The organism is Arthrobacter sp. 9MFCol3.1, assembly GCF_000620385.1.
Taxonomy (GTDB): domain Bacteria; phylum Actinomycetota; class Actinomycetes; order Actinomycetales; family Micrococcaceae; genus Arthrobacter.
Genome location: NZ_JIBJ01000012.1, coordinates 75,414 through 90,214 on the forward strand (window position 1 = coordinate 75,414; position 14,801 = coordinate 90,214).

14 protein-coding genes are annotated in these 14,801 nt (G+C 68.1%); 9 read left to right on the forward strand and 5 right to left on the reverse strand.

Annotation, left to right across the window (positions count from 1 at the left end; translation table 11 throughout):
• Positions 1–100: 100 nt before the first annotated feature.
• Together C560_RS21870 and C560_RS0113540 are read left to right on the forward strand one after the other, a co-directional pair.
• Positions 101–1,720, forward strand: coding sequence for a PucR family transcriptional regulator (locus C560_RS21870; protein ID WP_051533171.1), 1,620 nt, complete (start codon positions 101–103; stop codon positions 1,718–1,720).
• 205 nt (positions 1,721–1,925) lie between these two features.
• Positions 1,926–3,611 (forward strand): thiamine pyrophosphate-dependent enzyme, encoded by a 1,686-nt coding sequence (locus C560_RS0113540; RefSeq protein WP_051533186.1) that lies wholly within the window; start codon positions 1,926–1,928, stop codon positions 3,609–3,611.
• Positions 3,612–3,717: 106 nt separating this feature from the next.
• On the opposite strand, the gene C560_RS0113545 is transcribed toward C560_RS0113540, so the two are convergent.
• Both C560_RS0113545 and C560_RS21875 read right to left on the reverse strand, forming a co-directional pair.
• Positions 3,718–4,257 (reverse strand): DinB family protein, encoded by a 540-nt coding sequence (locus tag C560_RS0113545; protein ID WP_026538618.1) that lies wholly within the window; start codon positions 4,255–4,257, stop codon positions 3,718–3,720.
• Positions 4,254–5,057, reverse strand: a complete 804-nt coding sequence (locus C560_RS21875) for a DUF2306 domain-containing protein (protein ID WP_026538619.1) — start codon at positions 5,055–5,057, stop codon at positions 4,254–4,256. The genes C560_RS0113545 and C560_RS21875 overlap by 4 nt, the downstream gene beginning before the upstream one ends.
• Positions 5,058–5,189: 132 nt before the next feature.
• On the opposite strand from C560_RS21875, the gene C560_RS0113555 reads away from it, so the two are divergent.
• Positions 5,190–5,927, forward strand: coding sequence for a TetR/AcrR family transcriptional regulator (locus tag C560_RS0113555; protein WP_026538620.1), 738 nt, complete (start codon positions 5,190–5,192; stop codon positions 5,925–5,927).
• A 7-nt stretch (positions 5,928–5,934) separates the two neighbouring features.
• Here the strand turns inward: C560_RS0113555 and C560_RS0113560 are convergent, their stop codons facing one another.
• The 3 genes from C560_RS0113560 to C560_RS21880 form a co-directional block, all read right to left on the reverse strand.
• Positions 5,935–6,723 carry an alpha/beta fold hydrolase gene (locus C560_RS0113560; protein ID WP_026538621.1) on the reverse strand — a complete coding sequence of 263 codons (789 nt, stop codon included), beginning with the start codon at positions 6,721–6,723 and terminating at the stop codon, positions 5,935–5,937.
• Positions 6,724–6,811: 88 nt separating this feature from the next.
• Complete coding sequence (locus C560_RS0113565) at positions 6,812–7,309, reverse strand: SRPBCC family protein (RefSeq protein ID WP_026538622.1); 498 nt, start codon at positions 7,307–7,309, stop codon at positions 6,812–6,814.
• A 12-nt stretch (positions 7,310–7,321) separates the two neighbouring features.
• Positions 7,322–7,735, reverse strand: a complete 414-nt coding sequence (locus tag C560_RS21880) for an ArsR/SmtB family transcription factor (protein ID WP_051533172.1) — start codon at positions 7,733–7,735, stop codon at positions 7,322–7,324.
• 124 nt (positions 7,736–7,859) lie between these two features.
• On the opposite strand from C560_RS21880, the gene C560_RS0113575 reads away from it, so the two are divergent.
• The 6 genes from C560_RS0113575 (at position 7,860) to C560_RS0113600 (ending at position 14,799) form a co-directional block, all read left to right on the forward strand.
• Positions 7,860–8,873 carry a medium chain dehydrogenase/reductase family protein gene (locus tag C560_RS0113575; protein WP_026538623.1) on the forward strand — a complete coding sequence of 338 codons (1,014 nt, stop codon included), beginning with the start codon at positions 7,860–7,862 and terminating at the stop codon, positions 8,871–8,873.
• Positions 8,874–9,069: 196 nt separating this feature from the next.
• Positions 9,070–9,642 (forward strand): MOSC domain-containing protein, encoded by a 573-nt coding sequence (locus C560_RS0113580; protein WP_026538624.1) that lies wholly within the window; start codon positions 9,070–9,072, stop codon positions 9,640–9,642.
• Positions 9,643–9,842: 200 nt separating this feature from the next.
• Complete coding sequence (locus C560_RS21885; protein WP_043423130.1) at positions 9,843–10,781, forward strand: LysR family transcriptional regulator; 939 nt, start codon at positions 9,843–9,845, stop codon at positions 10,779–10,781.
• 111 nt (positions 10,782–10,892) lie between these two features.
• The gene (locus C560_RS0113590) at positions 10,893–11,990 is read left to right on the forward strand and encodes a tartrate dehydrogenase (RefSeq protein WP_026538625.1); all 1,098 of its coding nucleotides are present in this window, start codon (positions 10,893–10,895) and stop codon (positions 11,988–11,990) included.
• Positions 11,991–12,161: 171 nt separating this feature from the next.
• The gene (gene dctA, locus C560_RS21890; RefSeq protein WP_043423131.1) at positions 12,162–13,637 is read left to right on the forward strand and encodes a C4-dicarboxylate transporter DctA; all 1,476 of its coding nucleotides are present in this window, start codon (positions 12,162–12,164) and stop codon (positions 13,635–13,637) included.
• Position 13,638: 1 nt separating this feature from the next.
• Entirely contained in the window at positions 13,639–14,799 is a 1,161-nt protein-coding gene (locus C560_RS0113600; RefSeq protein WP_081801718.1) for a glycerate kinase, read from the forward strand.
• Positions 14,800–14,801: the final 2 nt, after the last annotated feature.

Consider the following 14,801-nt stretch of genomic DNA (forward strand, 5'->3'; position numbering starts at 1 on the left):
AATTTAGGAGCTTTTCCATACTTTCGAAGACGGCAGCTGGATAGGCTGAGGTGTCCGGACAAAGCCGTCCGGGAAGGGTGCCAATGTCAGAAGGAAGCCCATGGCCGCAGCTACGGTGGACGACATCCTCGCGGATCTCCCGCTGGGTTTCGCCAGCCTCATGCTCCGGCCTTCCCGCACGGATGCGGCGATCGAGCGATTTGTGATCGTTGACGCCGACGACGAGACTGCCGACGGCGGGACTGCGTTCGTCCTGCTGATCGGCGTTCGCGGACGCTCCGCGTTGCCGGCAGTGCGGCGCCTCCTGAAGAACCCTCCCCTGGTCCTGGCCGTCAAGGGCAGCCCCGATGAACTGGCGGAAGCCGAAGAGCTGCTGCGCGCCGCCGGGACCGGCCTGCTGCTGGTGGACCCGGCGGCAGACTGGGACCGTCTGCTGTCCATCGCCAAGGACCGGATCCAGCCGCGCAGCTACCAGCGCGAAGTGCTGACCCTGCTCGAAGAAGACCTCTTCGCCATCGCCCAGACCACGGCCCGCCTGACCTCCAGCCACGTGGTGATCGAGGACGCCGCCAACAAGGTCCTGGCCTACTCCACGGTCACCAATGCCATTGACGAGCTGCGCAAGGCCTCGATCCTGGCGCGGCGCGGCCCGCGCAAATACGAGCTCCTGCTCAAGGACCTCGGCGCCTACCGCGAGCTGCACCGGACGCGCCTGCCGGTCCGGGTTCCCGCCCGGCCCCAGGACGGCCTGCGGGAGCGCGTCGCCATCACCCTGTTCGCCGGTGACCGCATCATGGGCTACATCTGGCTCCAGGAAACCGGGGCCGGCTTCGGCGACGACGTCGACTACGTCCTCACCGGCTCGGCCGCGCGGGCCTCCGCCGAGCTGATCCGGTACCGCAACCAGCAGTCCGTGCACATGCGCGAGGACCGGATCGTGCGCCTTCTTTCGGGTCCCGCGGAGGCTGCGGCGAGCGCGCACAGCGAAAAAATCCCCGCGGACCGTCCTGCGGCCCTGATCCTGCTTGGCCTGTCCGCGTCCGAAGCCCAGGAGGACGACGCCGCGCTCAAACACGGCGAGCTGGCCAACCTCGCTTCCATCCATGCGGCCGCCTACAAACCGTCGGCCATCGTAGGGCAGTTTCACGGCGACACCGCCGTGATCCTTCCCGGACTCCAATCCGCCAACGCCGGGGCTGGGTTGCGGAGCCTGGCCGAGGCAATCGTAAAAGATGCCAACAAGCACCTCGGCATCAGCCCCTTTGCCGCCGTCGGCCCCACCGTCCCCGATCTGCTCTCCATCCATTCAGTGACCGGAATATCCGAAGCGCTGCTGGGGTGTATGCGCCGGTCCGGCGAAGCCCCGGTGGCCACGGTGGACGACTTCGAGGCAGAGATCCTGTTCCACGACGCCGTGGGGAACTTTACGACGGCGGCGTTCCGGCACCGCAACCTCTGGGCTCTCCTTCGCGATGATGCGGAACTGGCCGAAACCCTGCGTGCATTCTTCGACGCGTCCCTGGACGTGGCCGAGTGCGCGAAGCGCATGCAGCTGCATAAGAACACCGTCTACTACCGGGTTGGCAAGATCGGTCGGATCACCGGCCTGGACTTGGGCAATCCCCGCCACTCACTGGTCGCGCTGCTGCACGTGCAGGAGTGGGCCGGCTCCCTCAGAACCCCAAATCCCGCCGTCCCCAAGGAACTGGAAGCCCCATGACCCAACGAAACCCACCGGCGCCACCGAGCCCAACCAGCAGCACCCCGCCGTCGGCGTCGAACGACAGTTGCGAGGACGGCTGCTTCTTCTGCAGCGGACCGGAAACCGACTAGCAATCCGCCACCCTCCCGCCGTGCCCGGCGGAACTGCCCCATCCCAACAAGCCAGAAAACCAGTAGTGATGACAACGGAGTCCACAGCAACCATGACCGTAACTGACACGAAGCCCTCCGACGGCGACCTCCTCCACCCGGGCAAGACGCTCAAGTCCGCCGGCCACGTAATTGTTGATTCGCTCGTGGCGCACGGGGTCGAACGCACCTTTGTTGTCCCGGGGGAAAGCTTCCTGGACGTGCTCGACGGGCTGCACGACTCTGAGATCGAGACCGTGGTCTGCCGCCATGAGGGCGGCGCCGCCTACATGGCCGAGGCCGACGGCAAGATGAACCAGCGCCCCGGCGTCGCCATGGTCACCCGCGGCCCCGGGGCGGCGAACGCCCACGTGGGCCTGCACACCGCGTGGCAGGACTCCACCCCGATGCTGCTCTTCGTCGGACTGATTCCGTTCGCCCACCGGGACCGCGAGGCGTTCCAGGAGTTCGACATCAAGGCGTGGTTCGACACGGGTGCCAAGCGCGTGATGGTCCTCGACCACCCCGAGCGGGCCTCCGAAATCGTCGCGGAGGCAATGTTCGCGGCCATGAGCGGCCGTCCCGGCCCCGTGGTGGTGGGACTGCCGGAGGACATCATCCGGGTCCCCATTGATCCGGCCCTGCACCCGGCCATCCCGCTGGCCGCGGGCGGCATGAGCAGCACCGATGCCGGCGCCCTGGCCGAGGCCCTGGCCCAGTCCAAAAAGCCGCTCTTTGTCACCGGCGGCAACGACTGGACCCAGGAATCGGCCTCGGAGCTGACCGGCTGGCTCGAAAAGCACCACATCCCGGCCGCGGCGGAGTGGCGCACGCAGGGAACCGTCTCCTTCGACTCCCCCAGCTATGTGGGGCCGATCGGCTACGGCCGGCCCCGCCCCACCTACGACCTCCTGGAGGAAACCGACCTGCTCGTCTTTGTCGGGACGGTCCCCGGGGACGTGATCACTGACGGCTTTGTCTGCCGGCAGGACTGGAACAAGAACAACTTCCTCGTCACCATCGATCCCTCGTTACGCGGCCGCTCCGGTCCGGTCTCCCGCCAGATCCTGGCCAAGCCGGACGCCTTCGTCCGGGATCTGGTCAACATCGACCTGCCCGTCAGTCAGGAGTGGAAGGCGTGGACGGCCCGGATGCGCGCCGAGCAGCGCTCCTTCGCCAGCCTGCCGCCGTCGACCCCCGGCGAGGGGCCCGCGAAGATGGACACCCTGATGGCGAACCTCGTCCCGCTGCTGCCGCAGGATGCCCTTGTGACATTCGGGGCGGGCGAGCACACCAACTGGGCGCACCGCTACTTCCCCACCCGGCGGTACGCCTCGATGATCAGCGCCCGGAACGGTTCCATGGGCTACTCGGTGCCCTCGGCGATCGCCGCCTCACTGGCCAGCCCCGAGCGCCGGGTGGTCACCATCGCCGGCGACGGGGAATTCCTGATGAATGGCCAGGAGCTCGCCACGGCCGCCCAGTACGGAGCCACGCCGCTGATCATCGTGATGGACAACCAGGAGTACGGCACCATCCGCACCCACCAGGAACGCCACTACCCGTCCCGGGTGTCGGGGACGCAGCTGAAGAACCCCGACTTCGGCATGATGGCCCGGGCGTTCGGCGGTTTCGGCATCACGGTCACCGAGGACAGGGACGTGCCGGCCGCCCTCGAGGCTGCGTTGGCCGCCATCGACCAGGACCGCGTGTTCGCCCTAGTCCACCTCGTCGTCGAACAGCGGGTCAAGGCCTACTAATCCACCCTGCCTACCCTCGTTGCGCTATCAGACCTGGTCGTCATTCGGCGTTGATAACCGCCAGCACTGTTAGCGCAACGGGTGGAAGCGTCAACCCGCCACGAGGCTACTCTCCTGTTTCGCCGTCCACGGCCTCGCGGAGGAGGTCGGCGTGGCCGTTGTGCCGGGCATACTCCTCGATCATGTGGCACAGGATCCAGCGCAGGCTCGGTGCCGAACCGTCCGGCCAAGGGCGCCGGGCCAATTGGTCCAGGCCACCGGTGGCCAGGGCCTCCGCGACGCTGGCCCGGGACCGGTCCACGGCGTCCTGCCACAGCGTGCGCAGCTGGTCCGGGGTGTCCCCGGCGGCGGAATGCCACTCCCAGTCCGGGTCGGCCTTCCAATTCACGGCGGCGAACGGGGCCTCGCGGTCCCGGGCGTGCAGGGACCGGGAGAACCATTCGCTCTCCACATAGGCCATGTGCTTCAGGAGCCCGCCCAGGGTCATAGATGAGGCGGCGGTGGTGGCCACGAAGCCGGCCGCGTCCAGACCGGCGCATTTCCAGGCCAGCGTGGCCCGCTGGTAGTCCAGGAATCCCAGGAGGGTCGCGGTTTCGTCGGCGGCAAGGGGAGGCTCCGGGCGGCCCTGATCGTCCACAATCGTCATGCGCGTGAGTCTAGCCGCCCGGACTCCACCTCGCCGGAAGCTGTCCGCTTCGCCGAAAAAGTACGGCGATCCGGCACGCTTCCGGCGACTTCGACGACGGCGGCGGGGACCGGGACGGCGGCGGGCACCCGCACGGTCCGCCTCGTGCGCCGGGCGCGCCGGTGGATGACGTACTCGGCCACCGCAACGTTGATCACCCAGGCGGCCCCCAGGAGCACCGCCCGGGTCGGCTCGTCGGGCGGGCCCACCAGCAGGATCCACGGCAGCCCCGTCAGCGCCTGCGTTCCCGCGGCGACGCCGATCGCGTAGCCACGGGTCATCCACGCGCCATGCCGTATAAAGTCCCGGCGCACAACCGCCACGACTCCCAGGACAATGCTCGCCGCCATGGCCGAGCCGAAGACCAGCCGCAGCACCAACAGCGCCGGGCCGTCCCCGGGCGGCAGCGGATAGAAGACGGCCATCCACAGGCCGGACAGGGCGGCCAGCAGGCCCGCGGGCGCGAGGATGCGGCCGGCGATGCGGTGCCAGCCGCGGCGGCCCCGCAGCGAGGGGAGGAACTGGAACGCCCCGAGCAGGCTGTAGGTGGTGACACTGAGGATGTGCGTCACCACGGGCACGGGCCAGGCGAAGAACCGGGCGTTCTGGGCGGTGATGGCGGCACCGCCGGTCAGTTCCGTCAGCCGCGCCGCGCCCGCGATCACCGGGATGAGGCTGAGAAGGATCAATCCTGCAGGCACCGGCCACTGGGGGCGGCGGCGAACACGGGGGACGGGGGCGCTGCTGGCGTGTGTTGTCACGGCGTGGTCCTTGGCTGGGATGGCTGGCGGCGGTGGCACATGGGCCGGGGTGTACGGCGTACACCTGATGCGGCCACGCTAGGTGTACGGCGTACACTTGTCAATAGGGAACCGTTAGGGAAAGGTGGCCGGATGACCCAGCAAGCGGAGCGAACGCGCCGGATCCCGTTGAGCCGGGACCGCGTCCTGGCTGCCGCCGTCGAGCTGGCCGATCAGGTGGGGATCGAGGCGCTGAGCATGCGCCGGCTGGCGCAGGAACTCGGCGTCGTGCCGATGGCGCTCTACAAGCACGTGGCCAACAAGGAGGAACTCCTCGACGGCATGGTGGACGCCCTTGCCAGCGAGATCGATCCTCCCGTCCGCGACGCCGGCTGGAAGGACGCCGTTCGCCTGAGGGTGCTCTCGGCGCGGGGGGCGCTGCTGCGGCATCCGTGGGCCCGGCAAGTGCTGGAATCGCGCACGAACAAAACGCCCGCGGTCCTTGGCTACATGGACTCGTTCATCGGCATGTTCCTGGCCGGAGGCTTTTCCGTGGACCTGACCCATCACGTCATGCACGCCCTCGGCAGCCGCATGTGGGGGTTCACCCAGGAACTGTTCGACGACTCCGCCGGCGGGAACGGCGCGGGACTGGCCGCCCTGCCGCCGGAGGCCCAGGCGGCCATGTTCCAGGAGATGGCTGAGCGGTATCCGAACATCCTGAAGGTCGCCACCGCCTCCGCGCACCAGGACTCCGTGGTGGGACAGGGGTGCGATGACCAGTTCGAATTCGAGTTCGCCCTCGATCTGCTCCTGGACGGCTTCGAGCGGCTGCACCGGCAGCACTGGACCTCCGCGCCGAAAGAGACCTCCGCGCCGGCAAGGTCCTGACCGCCCCCTATTCCTCCAGGAACCGCAGAAGGTACGGGAGAGTCGTCCGCATGGCCCGCAGGTCGCCCCCGCTGGCGGCCAGCTCGCCGAGGTAGTCGCCGTGGCTGCCGGGCACGATCATCAGGCGCGCCCCGGGAATGACCCGTGACATCCGCACGGCATGTTCAGCGCTGACGACGTCGCGGTCGGCGCTCAGCACCAGGGTGCGGGCCGTGATGCGGCGCAGGTCCTCGTCCGGCCAGCCGGGGAAGGTCAGGATCCGCTGGCGGTCCAGTTCGAACATCCGCTCGAGGTGTCCGGGCTCCGGATTGATCCGGCGGTCGGCGTCCCGGTACGCCTCCGGCATCTCATCGAGGGTTGCCTTCTCCATCCCTTCCCAGAACTCGTCGCCCACAGCATCGCGGCTGACAAAGGTGGAGGCGGCAATCAGGCAACGCACCATGGACGGATGACTCATGGCCAGCGCAAGCGCCGTGTGGCCCCCGGCGCTGAACCCGAGCACATCCACGGAGTCCACGTTGAGCTCATCGAGCACGGCTTTGACGTCCCCGGCTGAGTTTTCGGCGGTGAGCGGCCGGCCGGTAGCCGCGGTCCGGCCGTGGCCTTCCTCCTCGACGGCGATCACCTGCAGGCTCTCGGCCAGCAGCGCGGGGATGAGGCCGGCGAAGTTGGTCTCGATGCTCGAGCCTCCGCCGGGAATCAGCAACAGCGGGGGCTCGCCGACCCGCGGGTGACCATGGACCTCGTAGTACATCCGGAGGTCGCCGTTGGCCGCGTAACCGTGGGTGAAAGTCACATGGCATCCTAACGCCGCACGCGGCGGGCTGAATAGGGCCAAAGGACGACGGCGGCAGATTCCCGCCGCCGTCGTCTTGCGTTGCATCTCAGGCGTTGACGGACTCGGCGAGGATCGCGTCGACCTGGCCGAGTGCCCCCTTCATGCCTTCTTCCATGCCCATGGCGACGATCTGCTCCATCTGCTCCTCGGCCTCGAAGGTGGACAGGATGGTCATTCGGGTGCGGCCGCCGATTGGCTCCAGCGTCACAACACCGTGAATGGTGCCCATGTCGGCCACGGGGTCGCCGTTGTCGTCCGCGAAGCCGTCATCGAACTCCAGGCGGTGCGGGGCGTTGATGGTCACGAACCGCCACCAGCCGCGGGCCTTCTCCCCATCGGGTCCCGTCATGTAGTAGCTGGCCTCGCCGCCCGGGACGAACTCGTGCTTCTCGAAGGTGGCCGGCCAGGTGGGCGGGCCCCACCAGCGCTCGAGCTGGCGCGGGTCTTCCCAGATTTGCCAGACTCGCTCCACGCCGGCGTCGAACTCGGCGACCACGGTGAGGCTCAGCGCCTCGAGATTCTTGACTGAACTGATAACCGTCATGACGAACCTTTCCTAACCTTCAGCTTGCTGGTTCCTGCCTTGCGTGTTGCCTTGCTGGTTTGTGTTGCCTGGTTCGGGGGCGGCCGTTTCGGCGAGCAGGTCTGCGATCCGCTCCGCCCGCTGCCGCCAGATGACCTCGTACTCGTCGAGCAGCCGGCGGGCCCGCTGCAGCCCATCGTGGTTGGCCCGCACTATCTGCTCCCTTCCCCGCTTTTCCTTGGAGACAAGGGAAGCGCGTTCCAACACCGCCACATGCTTCTGGACGGCCGCGAAACTCATGGCGTAGAGGGCAGCGAGCCCGGAGACCGAGTACTCGCCCACTGTCACCCGGCGCACGATATCCCGGCGGGTCGTGTCGGCGAACGCCTGGAAGAGGCGGTCGAGGTCTTCGTCGTTGAGCTGGGTTCGGAACTGATCTACAACCATTTGGTTGTAGAATAGTCCGGCGGTTCGGGGGTGTCAATAGGTCACGAAACGGCCCCGCGCGCCCCCCGGCGCCGGGCAGCAAGAGGCCGGTGTGCGGACCGGGTGCCGAGCGTAGAGTGAGCCCATGAAGCGTGTGGTGATCGACCGCTTCGGCGGCCCCGAGGTCCTGCAGGTGGTGGAGGTCGAGGATCCACGGCCCGGCCCGGGCGAAGTCCGCGTCAGGGTCCTGGCTTCGGGGGTCTCTTTCACCGACGCACAGTTGCGCGCCGGCACCTACCTCGGCGGGCCGAAGCCGCCCTTCACGCCCGGCTACGAGCTCGTCGGCATCGTTGATGAGGTCGGGCCCGGTTGCTCGCGGGTACGGGTCGGAGACCGGATCGGCGCGCTGACGGTGTGGGGCGCCAACGCCGAGCTCGTCTGTGTGCCGGAGGCATACGCGGTGGAGGTGCCTGGGGACCTCGACCCGGCCGAGGTCGTGAGCCTCGTCTTTCCCTATATGACCGCTTACCAGCTGCTGCACCGGACGGCCCAGGCGAAGCCCGGCGAGAGCGTTCTGGTTCACGGCGCGGCAGGCAGGGTGGGCACCGCTATCCTCGAGCTCGGAGCACTGGCCCGCCTCCGCCTCTACGGGACCGCCGCCGGCGCGGACCGGGCCGCAGTGGAGCGGCTGGGCGCGGTGGCGATCGACTATCAGAACGAGGATTTCCTGGCCCGAGTGCGCAGACTCACCGGCGACGGCGTAGACATTGCCCTTGACGGGATCGGTGGGCCGTTGTCGCTGCGCTCCTTCCGCGCGCTGCGGCCCGGCGGTCGGCTCGTTGTGTTTGGCCGCTACGCCACGATCGCGCAGGGGCGCAAGAACTGGCCCGGGGTGATCGCCTGGTTCGCGGCAACGGGGAGCGTCGCCCTCTGGGGCTGGCTGTCACCCCACCGAAAAGTGCTGTCCTACCGTATCCAGAAGTTGCGCATCCATCACCAGGACTGGTTCAGGGCAGACTTCTTCGCGCTGCTCGAGATGCTTCGCCGCGGCCAGATTCACCCGGTGGTGGCCGAGCGCCTGCCAATTTCCGACGTTCGTCGCGCCCATGAGCTGCTGGAAAGCACCGCGGCGAAAGGGAAGATCGTGCTCGTACCCTGAACCGGCATGGCGGCCGCGGCACTCGGCGTAAGGCCCCGCCGGGTTCGCCGGAAGCCTGCGGGGTCGCCGCAAGGTTCCGGCGACCCCGAGGGTTTCCGGCGACTTCGCGCGCCACAGCCGGCACGCATGCGCGCGGCCGCCGCACCCGGGACCGTCGACGCGCCCCAACGCCACGACGGGAGGATAGTTTTAGGTCATGACGGCAAGCTACAAATACGACGTCGAGATCCTGCACCTCCTCGTCTCGCCGGCGCACGCCTACTTCGGCCGCGCCCGCGATGGTGCGGCGCAGGTCCCCACGACGGACGCGGAACAAGTCGAACTGGTGGCCGGCAAGGGCATCGTCGGCGACCGGTTCTTCGGCAAGGCTGCGCATATGGACGCCGCCGTCACCCTCCTCTCGATCGAGGCCCTCGAGGCGATGGCCGAGGAGCTGGGAGCCGGGCCCTTTGACCCGCTGCTGACCCGGCGGAATGTGGTCCTCCGGGGCGCCCACCTCGCTCCCCTGCTCGGCGAAGAGTTTGTGCTCGAATCGAGGGGGGACGTGGTCCGGATCCGGGCCGGACGGTCAGCCCACCCCTGTGCCTGGATGGACCGGATGCTTGCCCCGGGCGCGCACGCCGCCATGCGCGGCCGGGGAGGCGTGCGCTGCCAGCCGCTTTCGACCGGCTTCCTGAGCCGCGGCCCGGCCGTGCTGGTCAGCCCGGTGCCGCTGGACCCCGGACAGGCCGGCGTCCCCACGCTGCTGCGCCCGTCCAGGCTGCCGTAGCGCCGGGTTGCGTGATCCGGTGGGCGGCGGGCGGCGGGCGACGACGACGGCCGGCGGCGGGCGGCGGGCGGCGATCGTGTTCTTTGCCTCGGATGTGGAACAAATGCCCGTCCGGATCGTCGGCAGGAAATAGGCTCGGACTCATCGATCAGGCGGACGCACGGCAACCGCCAAGCGCCCCAACCGGTGAAGGAGCCAGCGTGGACACCCGAAAGCTGAAGTATTTTCTGGCTGTTGTTGACCACGACGGGTTCAGCCGGGCGGCGGAGCACCTCCTCATCGCCCAGCCATCCCTCTCGCAGACGATCGCCGCCCTCGAGAAGGAGCTGGGCGTGCCGCTGTTCCACCGGATCGGGCGGCGGGCGGTGCTCACGGAGGCGGGCAAGGAGCTGATCGGGCCGGCCCGGCTCGTGATGCGCAACCTCGATGCGGCGCAGTCTGCGGTGCAGTCGGTGCGGGGGCTGCGCAGCGGACGGCTGGACATCGTCACGATGCCCTCGCCCGGAATCGAGCCGCTGTCATCGATGATCGCCGCCTTCACCCGGGCGCATCCCCTGGTCAGGCTCAATGTCAGCGCCGCCTTCACTCCGGAGGACGTCATCGAGTCTGTCCGAAGCGGCAGCACGGAGATCGGGCTGGCAGGCTCCCCCACGCCCATCAGGGTTCCCGGCGTTGAGGTGCTGGAGCTCGATCGCCAGCCGCTGATCCTTCTCGTCAATCCCCAGTCCGATACGTTCGGCGCCGCAACAACCATCCAACGCGAGGAACTGGCCGGCCACCGTCTGGTCGCGAGCCAGCGCGGTTCGCTGATGCGGTGGCTTGTGGACGACGCCCTGGCACGGGGGATCGACGCCGAAATCGTCGTCGAGGTCGCCCACCGGACCTCGATCCTGCCGTTGGTCCTGGCCGGGGTCGGCCACGCCGTGATGCCGTCGTCGTGGGCGCCCCTGGCGCACAAATCAGGGCTGCGGACGCTGCTGATCGAACCCGTATCCTACCTGGATGTCGCCGTTCTCAGCCGGAGGGACGACCTGACCCCCGCAGCCCGGTCCTTCCTGGCGGTGGCGCGGCTGCACGCGGCCCCGCCACCGCCAGGAAAGACAGACACGCCTCCCCCCGGCGCCTCATCAATAGGCTGAACCTATCTAGCGGATCGGATCTTGGTCTTGGACGGCAGGTGGCGCCGGCCCGTCTACTTGAAGAGGAAGGCAGTGTGACGCTGCTAACACACTCGACGAGGAGGTAGGCACATGAGCGCCACCCAGAAATTCAGCATCGCTTCAATCCCCGCCGACGGGGTCGGCAAGGAGGTCGTCTCCGCCGGACGCCGGGTCCTGGACGCCCTGGCGCAGAATTCCGGCGGCAAGTTCGCCTTCGAATGGACCGAGTTCCCGTGGGGCTGCGAGTACTACGCCAAGACCGGCCAGATGATGGACCCCAACGGACTGGACACCCTCAAGGACTTCGACGCCATCTACTTCGGCGCCGTCGGCTGGGAAAACGTCCCGGACCACATCAGCCTCTGGGGCCTGCGCCTGAAGATCACCCAGAACTTTGACCAGTGGGCGAACATCCGCCCGGTGAAGTTCCTCCCGGGCGTCCAGTCCCCGCTGCGCAAGGCCGACACCACCGAGCTCGACTGGATTGTGGTCCGCGAAAACAGCGAAGGCGAGTACGCCGGCCTCGGCGGGCGCAACCTCAGCGGCCGTGGCCCCGGCAACGAGGTGGCCCTGCAAACCGCGCTGTTCACCGAGAAGGGCTGCGAGCGCATCATGCGCTTCGCGTTTGATCTCGCCCGGACCCGCACGGTGAAGAAGGTCTCGTCGGTCACCAAGTCCAACGCCCAGCAGTACGGCATGGTCCTCTGGGACGAAACCTTCCAGCGTGTTGCCCTGGACTACCCGGATGTCGCCACCGAGAGCGTCCTGGTCGACGCGATGAGCGCCAAATTCATCCTGCACCCCGAGGACCTCTCCGTCGTCGTCGCCTCCAACCTGAACGCCGACATCCTCTCCGACCTCGGCTCGGCCCTGGCCGGCAGCCTCGGCCTGGCGGCCAGCGCAAACCTGAACCCGGAGCGCCGCTTCCCGTCCATGTTCGAGCCGGTCCACGGCTCGGCCCCGGACATCGCGGGCAAGGGCATCAGCAACCCGATCGGCGCAATCGCCAGCGCAGCCCTGATGCTGGACCACTTCGGTCTGCACCAGGAAGCCCGCCGCATCGAGGCCGCCATCGAAGAGGCAACCGGCACCGGCCACCTGACCCGCGACGTCGGCGGCGACGCCACCACCGCGGACGTCACCGACGCCATCATCGAGGCCCTCGCCCGCACCCTGGCCACCGTCTAGCGCTGCGGCGCACTAAGACGGACGACGGCACTGAAACAGACGACGCCGGCCGCGCGGCCGCCGTCGAACGCTACACCACCGCACGGGGCGGCCGCGCCCAACTGGCACCCGCCCCGTGCAAACTCCACACTTAAAGCATCTCCAGAGACATTCCACAATGAGGTAGGAATCATGGGACACATCACCACCGCGGGCACGGAAATCCCGGCCCCCAAGAAACGCTGGTACAGGCAGCTGTACTTCTGGGTATTGACCGGCATCGTCCTCGGCATTCTGGTGGGCTGGCTGGCCCCGGTCGCCGGCATCGCCATGGAACCGATCGGCACCACCTTCGTCAACGCCATGAGAATGCTGATCGGCCCGATCGTGTTCCTGACCATCGTCGGCGGCATCGCCAGCGTCGCCGATCTGAAAAAGGTCGGCATGACCGGGCTGAAGGCCCTGACGTATTTCCAGATCGGCACGATCTTTGCCCTGCTCTTCGGCCTGGTCGCCATCAACATCTTCCGCCTCGGCGACGGCGTCAACGCAGACGCCAGCGCGATCAAGACGACGGATTCCGCAGCCAAACTCATCGACGCCGGTGCGCACCAGGAATGGTGGCAGTTCCTGACCCACATCATCCCAACCAGCATCGTCGCGCCCTTCGTGGAGGGCGACATCCTCCAGATCATCTTCATCGCCGTGATCTTCGGCATCGCCGTGAACGCCATGGGCAAGGTCGGAGCGCCCGTCCTCGACGGCGTCCAGCGCCTCACCGGGGTCATGTTCAAAATCCTGGGCTTCATCATGAAGGCCGCCCCGCTGGGCGCGTTCGGCGCGATGGCCTTCGCCGTCGGCAAGTACGGCGTCTCCTCCCTTTCCAGCATGGGCGGGCTGATAGCCCTCTTCTACGCCACCTCGATCCTGTTCGTCGTCGTGGTCCTCGGATCCGTCATGGCCTTCCTGAAGCTGAACATCTTCAAGATGATCCGCCACCTCAAGGAGGAATACCTGCTCATCCTGGGCACCTCCACTGCCGAACCGGCCCTCCCGGGCCTGATGCGCAAGCTCGAGCACGCCGGTGTGAAGAAGGAAACGGTCGGGCTCGTGGTCCCCACCGGCTACAGCTTCAACCTCGACGGCGCCGCCATCTATCTGTCCCTGGCCGCCGTCTACATCGCCCAGGCCACCAACACCAACCTGACCATCGGCCAGCAACTGGGCCTCATCGCGGTCATGCTGCTCACCTCCAAGGGCGCGGCAGGCGTCGCCGGCGGCGGCTTCATCGCCCTGACCGCCACCCTGGCCACGCTCGGCACCATCCCGGCCGCCGGCATCATGCTCATCTTCGGCATCGACAAGTTCATGTCCGAGTGCCGGGCCCTGGTGAACTTCACCGGCAACGCCGTCGCCACCTTGTTCATCGCCTGGTGGGACCACACCCTGGACGCGGACCGCGTCCGCCGCGTCTTCAACGGCGAAGCTGTTGAGCCCCTGCCCAGCGAGGATCCGACACCACTGGACGAGTTCACGGATATCGCTGCTGACCTGACCGACCACGGCCACCACACGGCCATGGACAGCGACCCGGGGCACACGGAACCCGCCGAGGACGAGCCGACGTCCAAGGACAACCGCCGTCCCGCCTACTCGGAAACCATCTGAGATGTTCACCACCACCGCCCCGAAAACCGTGCGGACCCTCATTGCGCCGGACAAGTTCAAAGGCAGCCTCACGGCCGGCGAGGTGGCCGACGCCCTGGCCGCAGGGCTCCGCGCCGGAGCCGGCTCCACCGGCGGGCCCGGAGCGGTCCACTGCGAGCTGCTCCCGCTGGCCGACGGCGGTGACGGCAGTGTGGACGCCGCCGTCGCCTCCGGCTTCACCCGGCACCGCTACACCGTCGCCGGGCCCACCGGCCAGCCCGTCCGGGCCGGCATCGCGTACGACGGCACCACCGCCGTCGTCGAGGTCGCCAACACCTGCGGCCTGGCGCTCCTGCCGGAGGGCCACCTGGAACCCTTGGCGTCCTCCAGCCGGGGCTTTGGGGAGGCGGTCCTGTTCGCCCTCAGCCTGAACCCGGCCAGGATCGTGCTGGCGCTGGGCGGAAGTGCCAGCACCGACGGCGGCATGGGAATGCTCACCGCCCTGGGCTACAGCTTCCACGATGCCGATGGCCGGCAGCTGTACGGCAGCGGACAGTCCCTGGCGCAGATCCACACCATCCGCCGGACCAGGTGCCCGGAACTGAACGGCACGGAGCTCGTGGTGGCCAGCGACGTCCACAATCCGCTGCTCGGGGCCGACGGCGCGCCGGCGGTCTTCGGACCCCAAAAGGGCGCCGGACCCCAGGACATTGCGGCACTCGAGCACGGGCTGGAGCACCTCGTCGCCAAGATGACGGACGCCGGGTTCGAGGATGCGGCCGCACTTGCGCAGCGCGAGGGTGCCGGAAGCGCCGGCGGGATCGGCTTTGCCTGCCTGCTGCTGGGCGCAAAGCAGGTCTCGGGCGCCGACTACTTCCTGGACCTGCTCGATTTCAACAACCGCAGGGACAGCTGCGACGTCGTCATCACCGGCGAAGGCAGCATCGACGAACAGACCCTTGCCGGCAAACTTCCCGCCGCCGTCGCCCGGAGGTCCGGAACCCGCCCGATCATCGCGGTGGCCGGCCGTTCCCTCCTCCCCCGGGAACGGTGGTCCGAAATGGCGCTCACCCGGGTCTACACCCTGGCCGAGTACACCGACCAGGACTCCTCCAAAGACCCCGGACTTTCCGCCGCCCTGCTGCAGAGGATCGGGAGGGACATCGCGGCAAGCCTGCTGTAGGC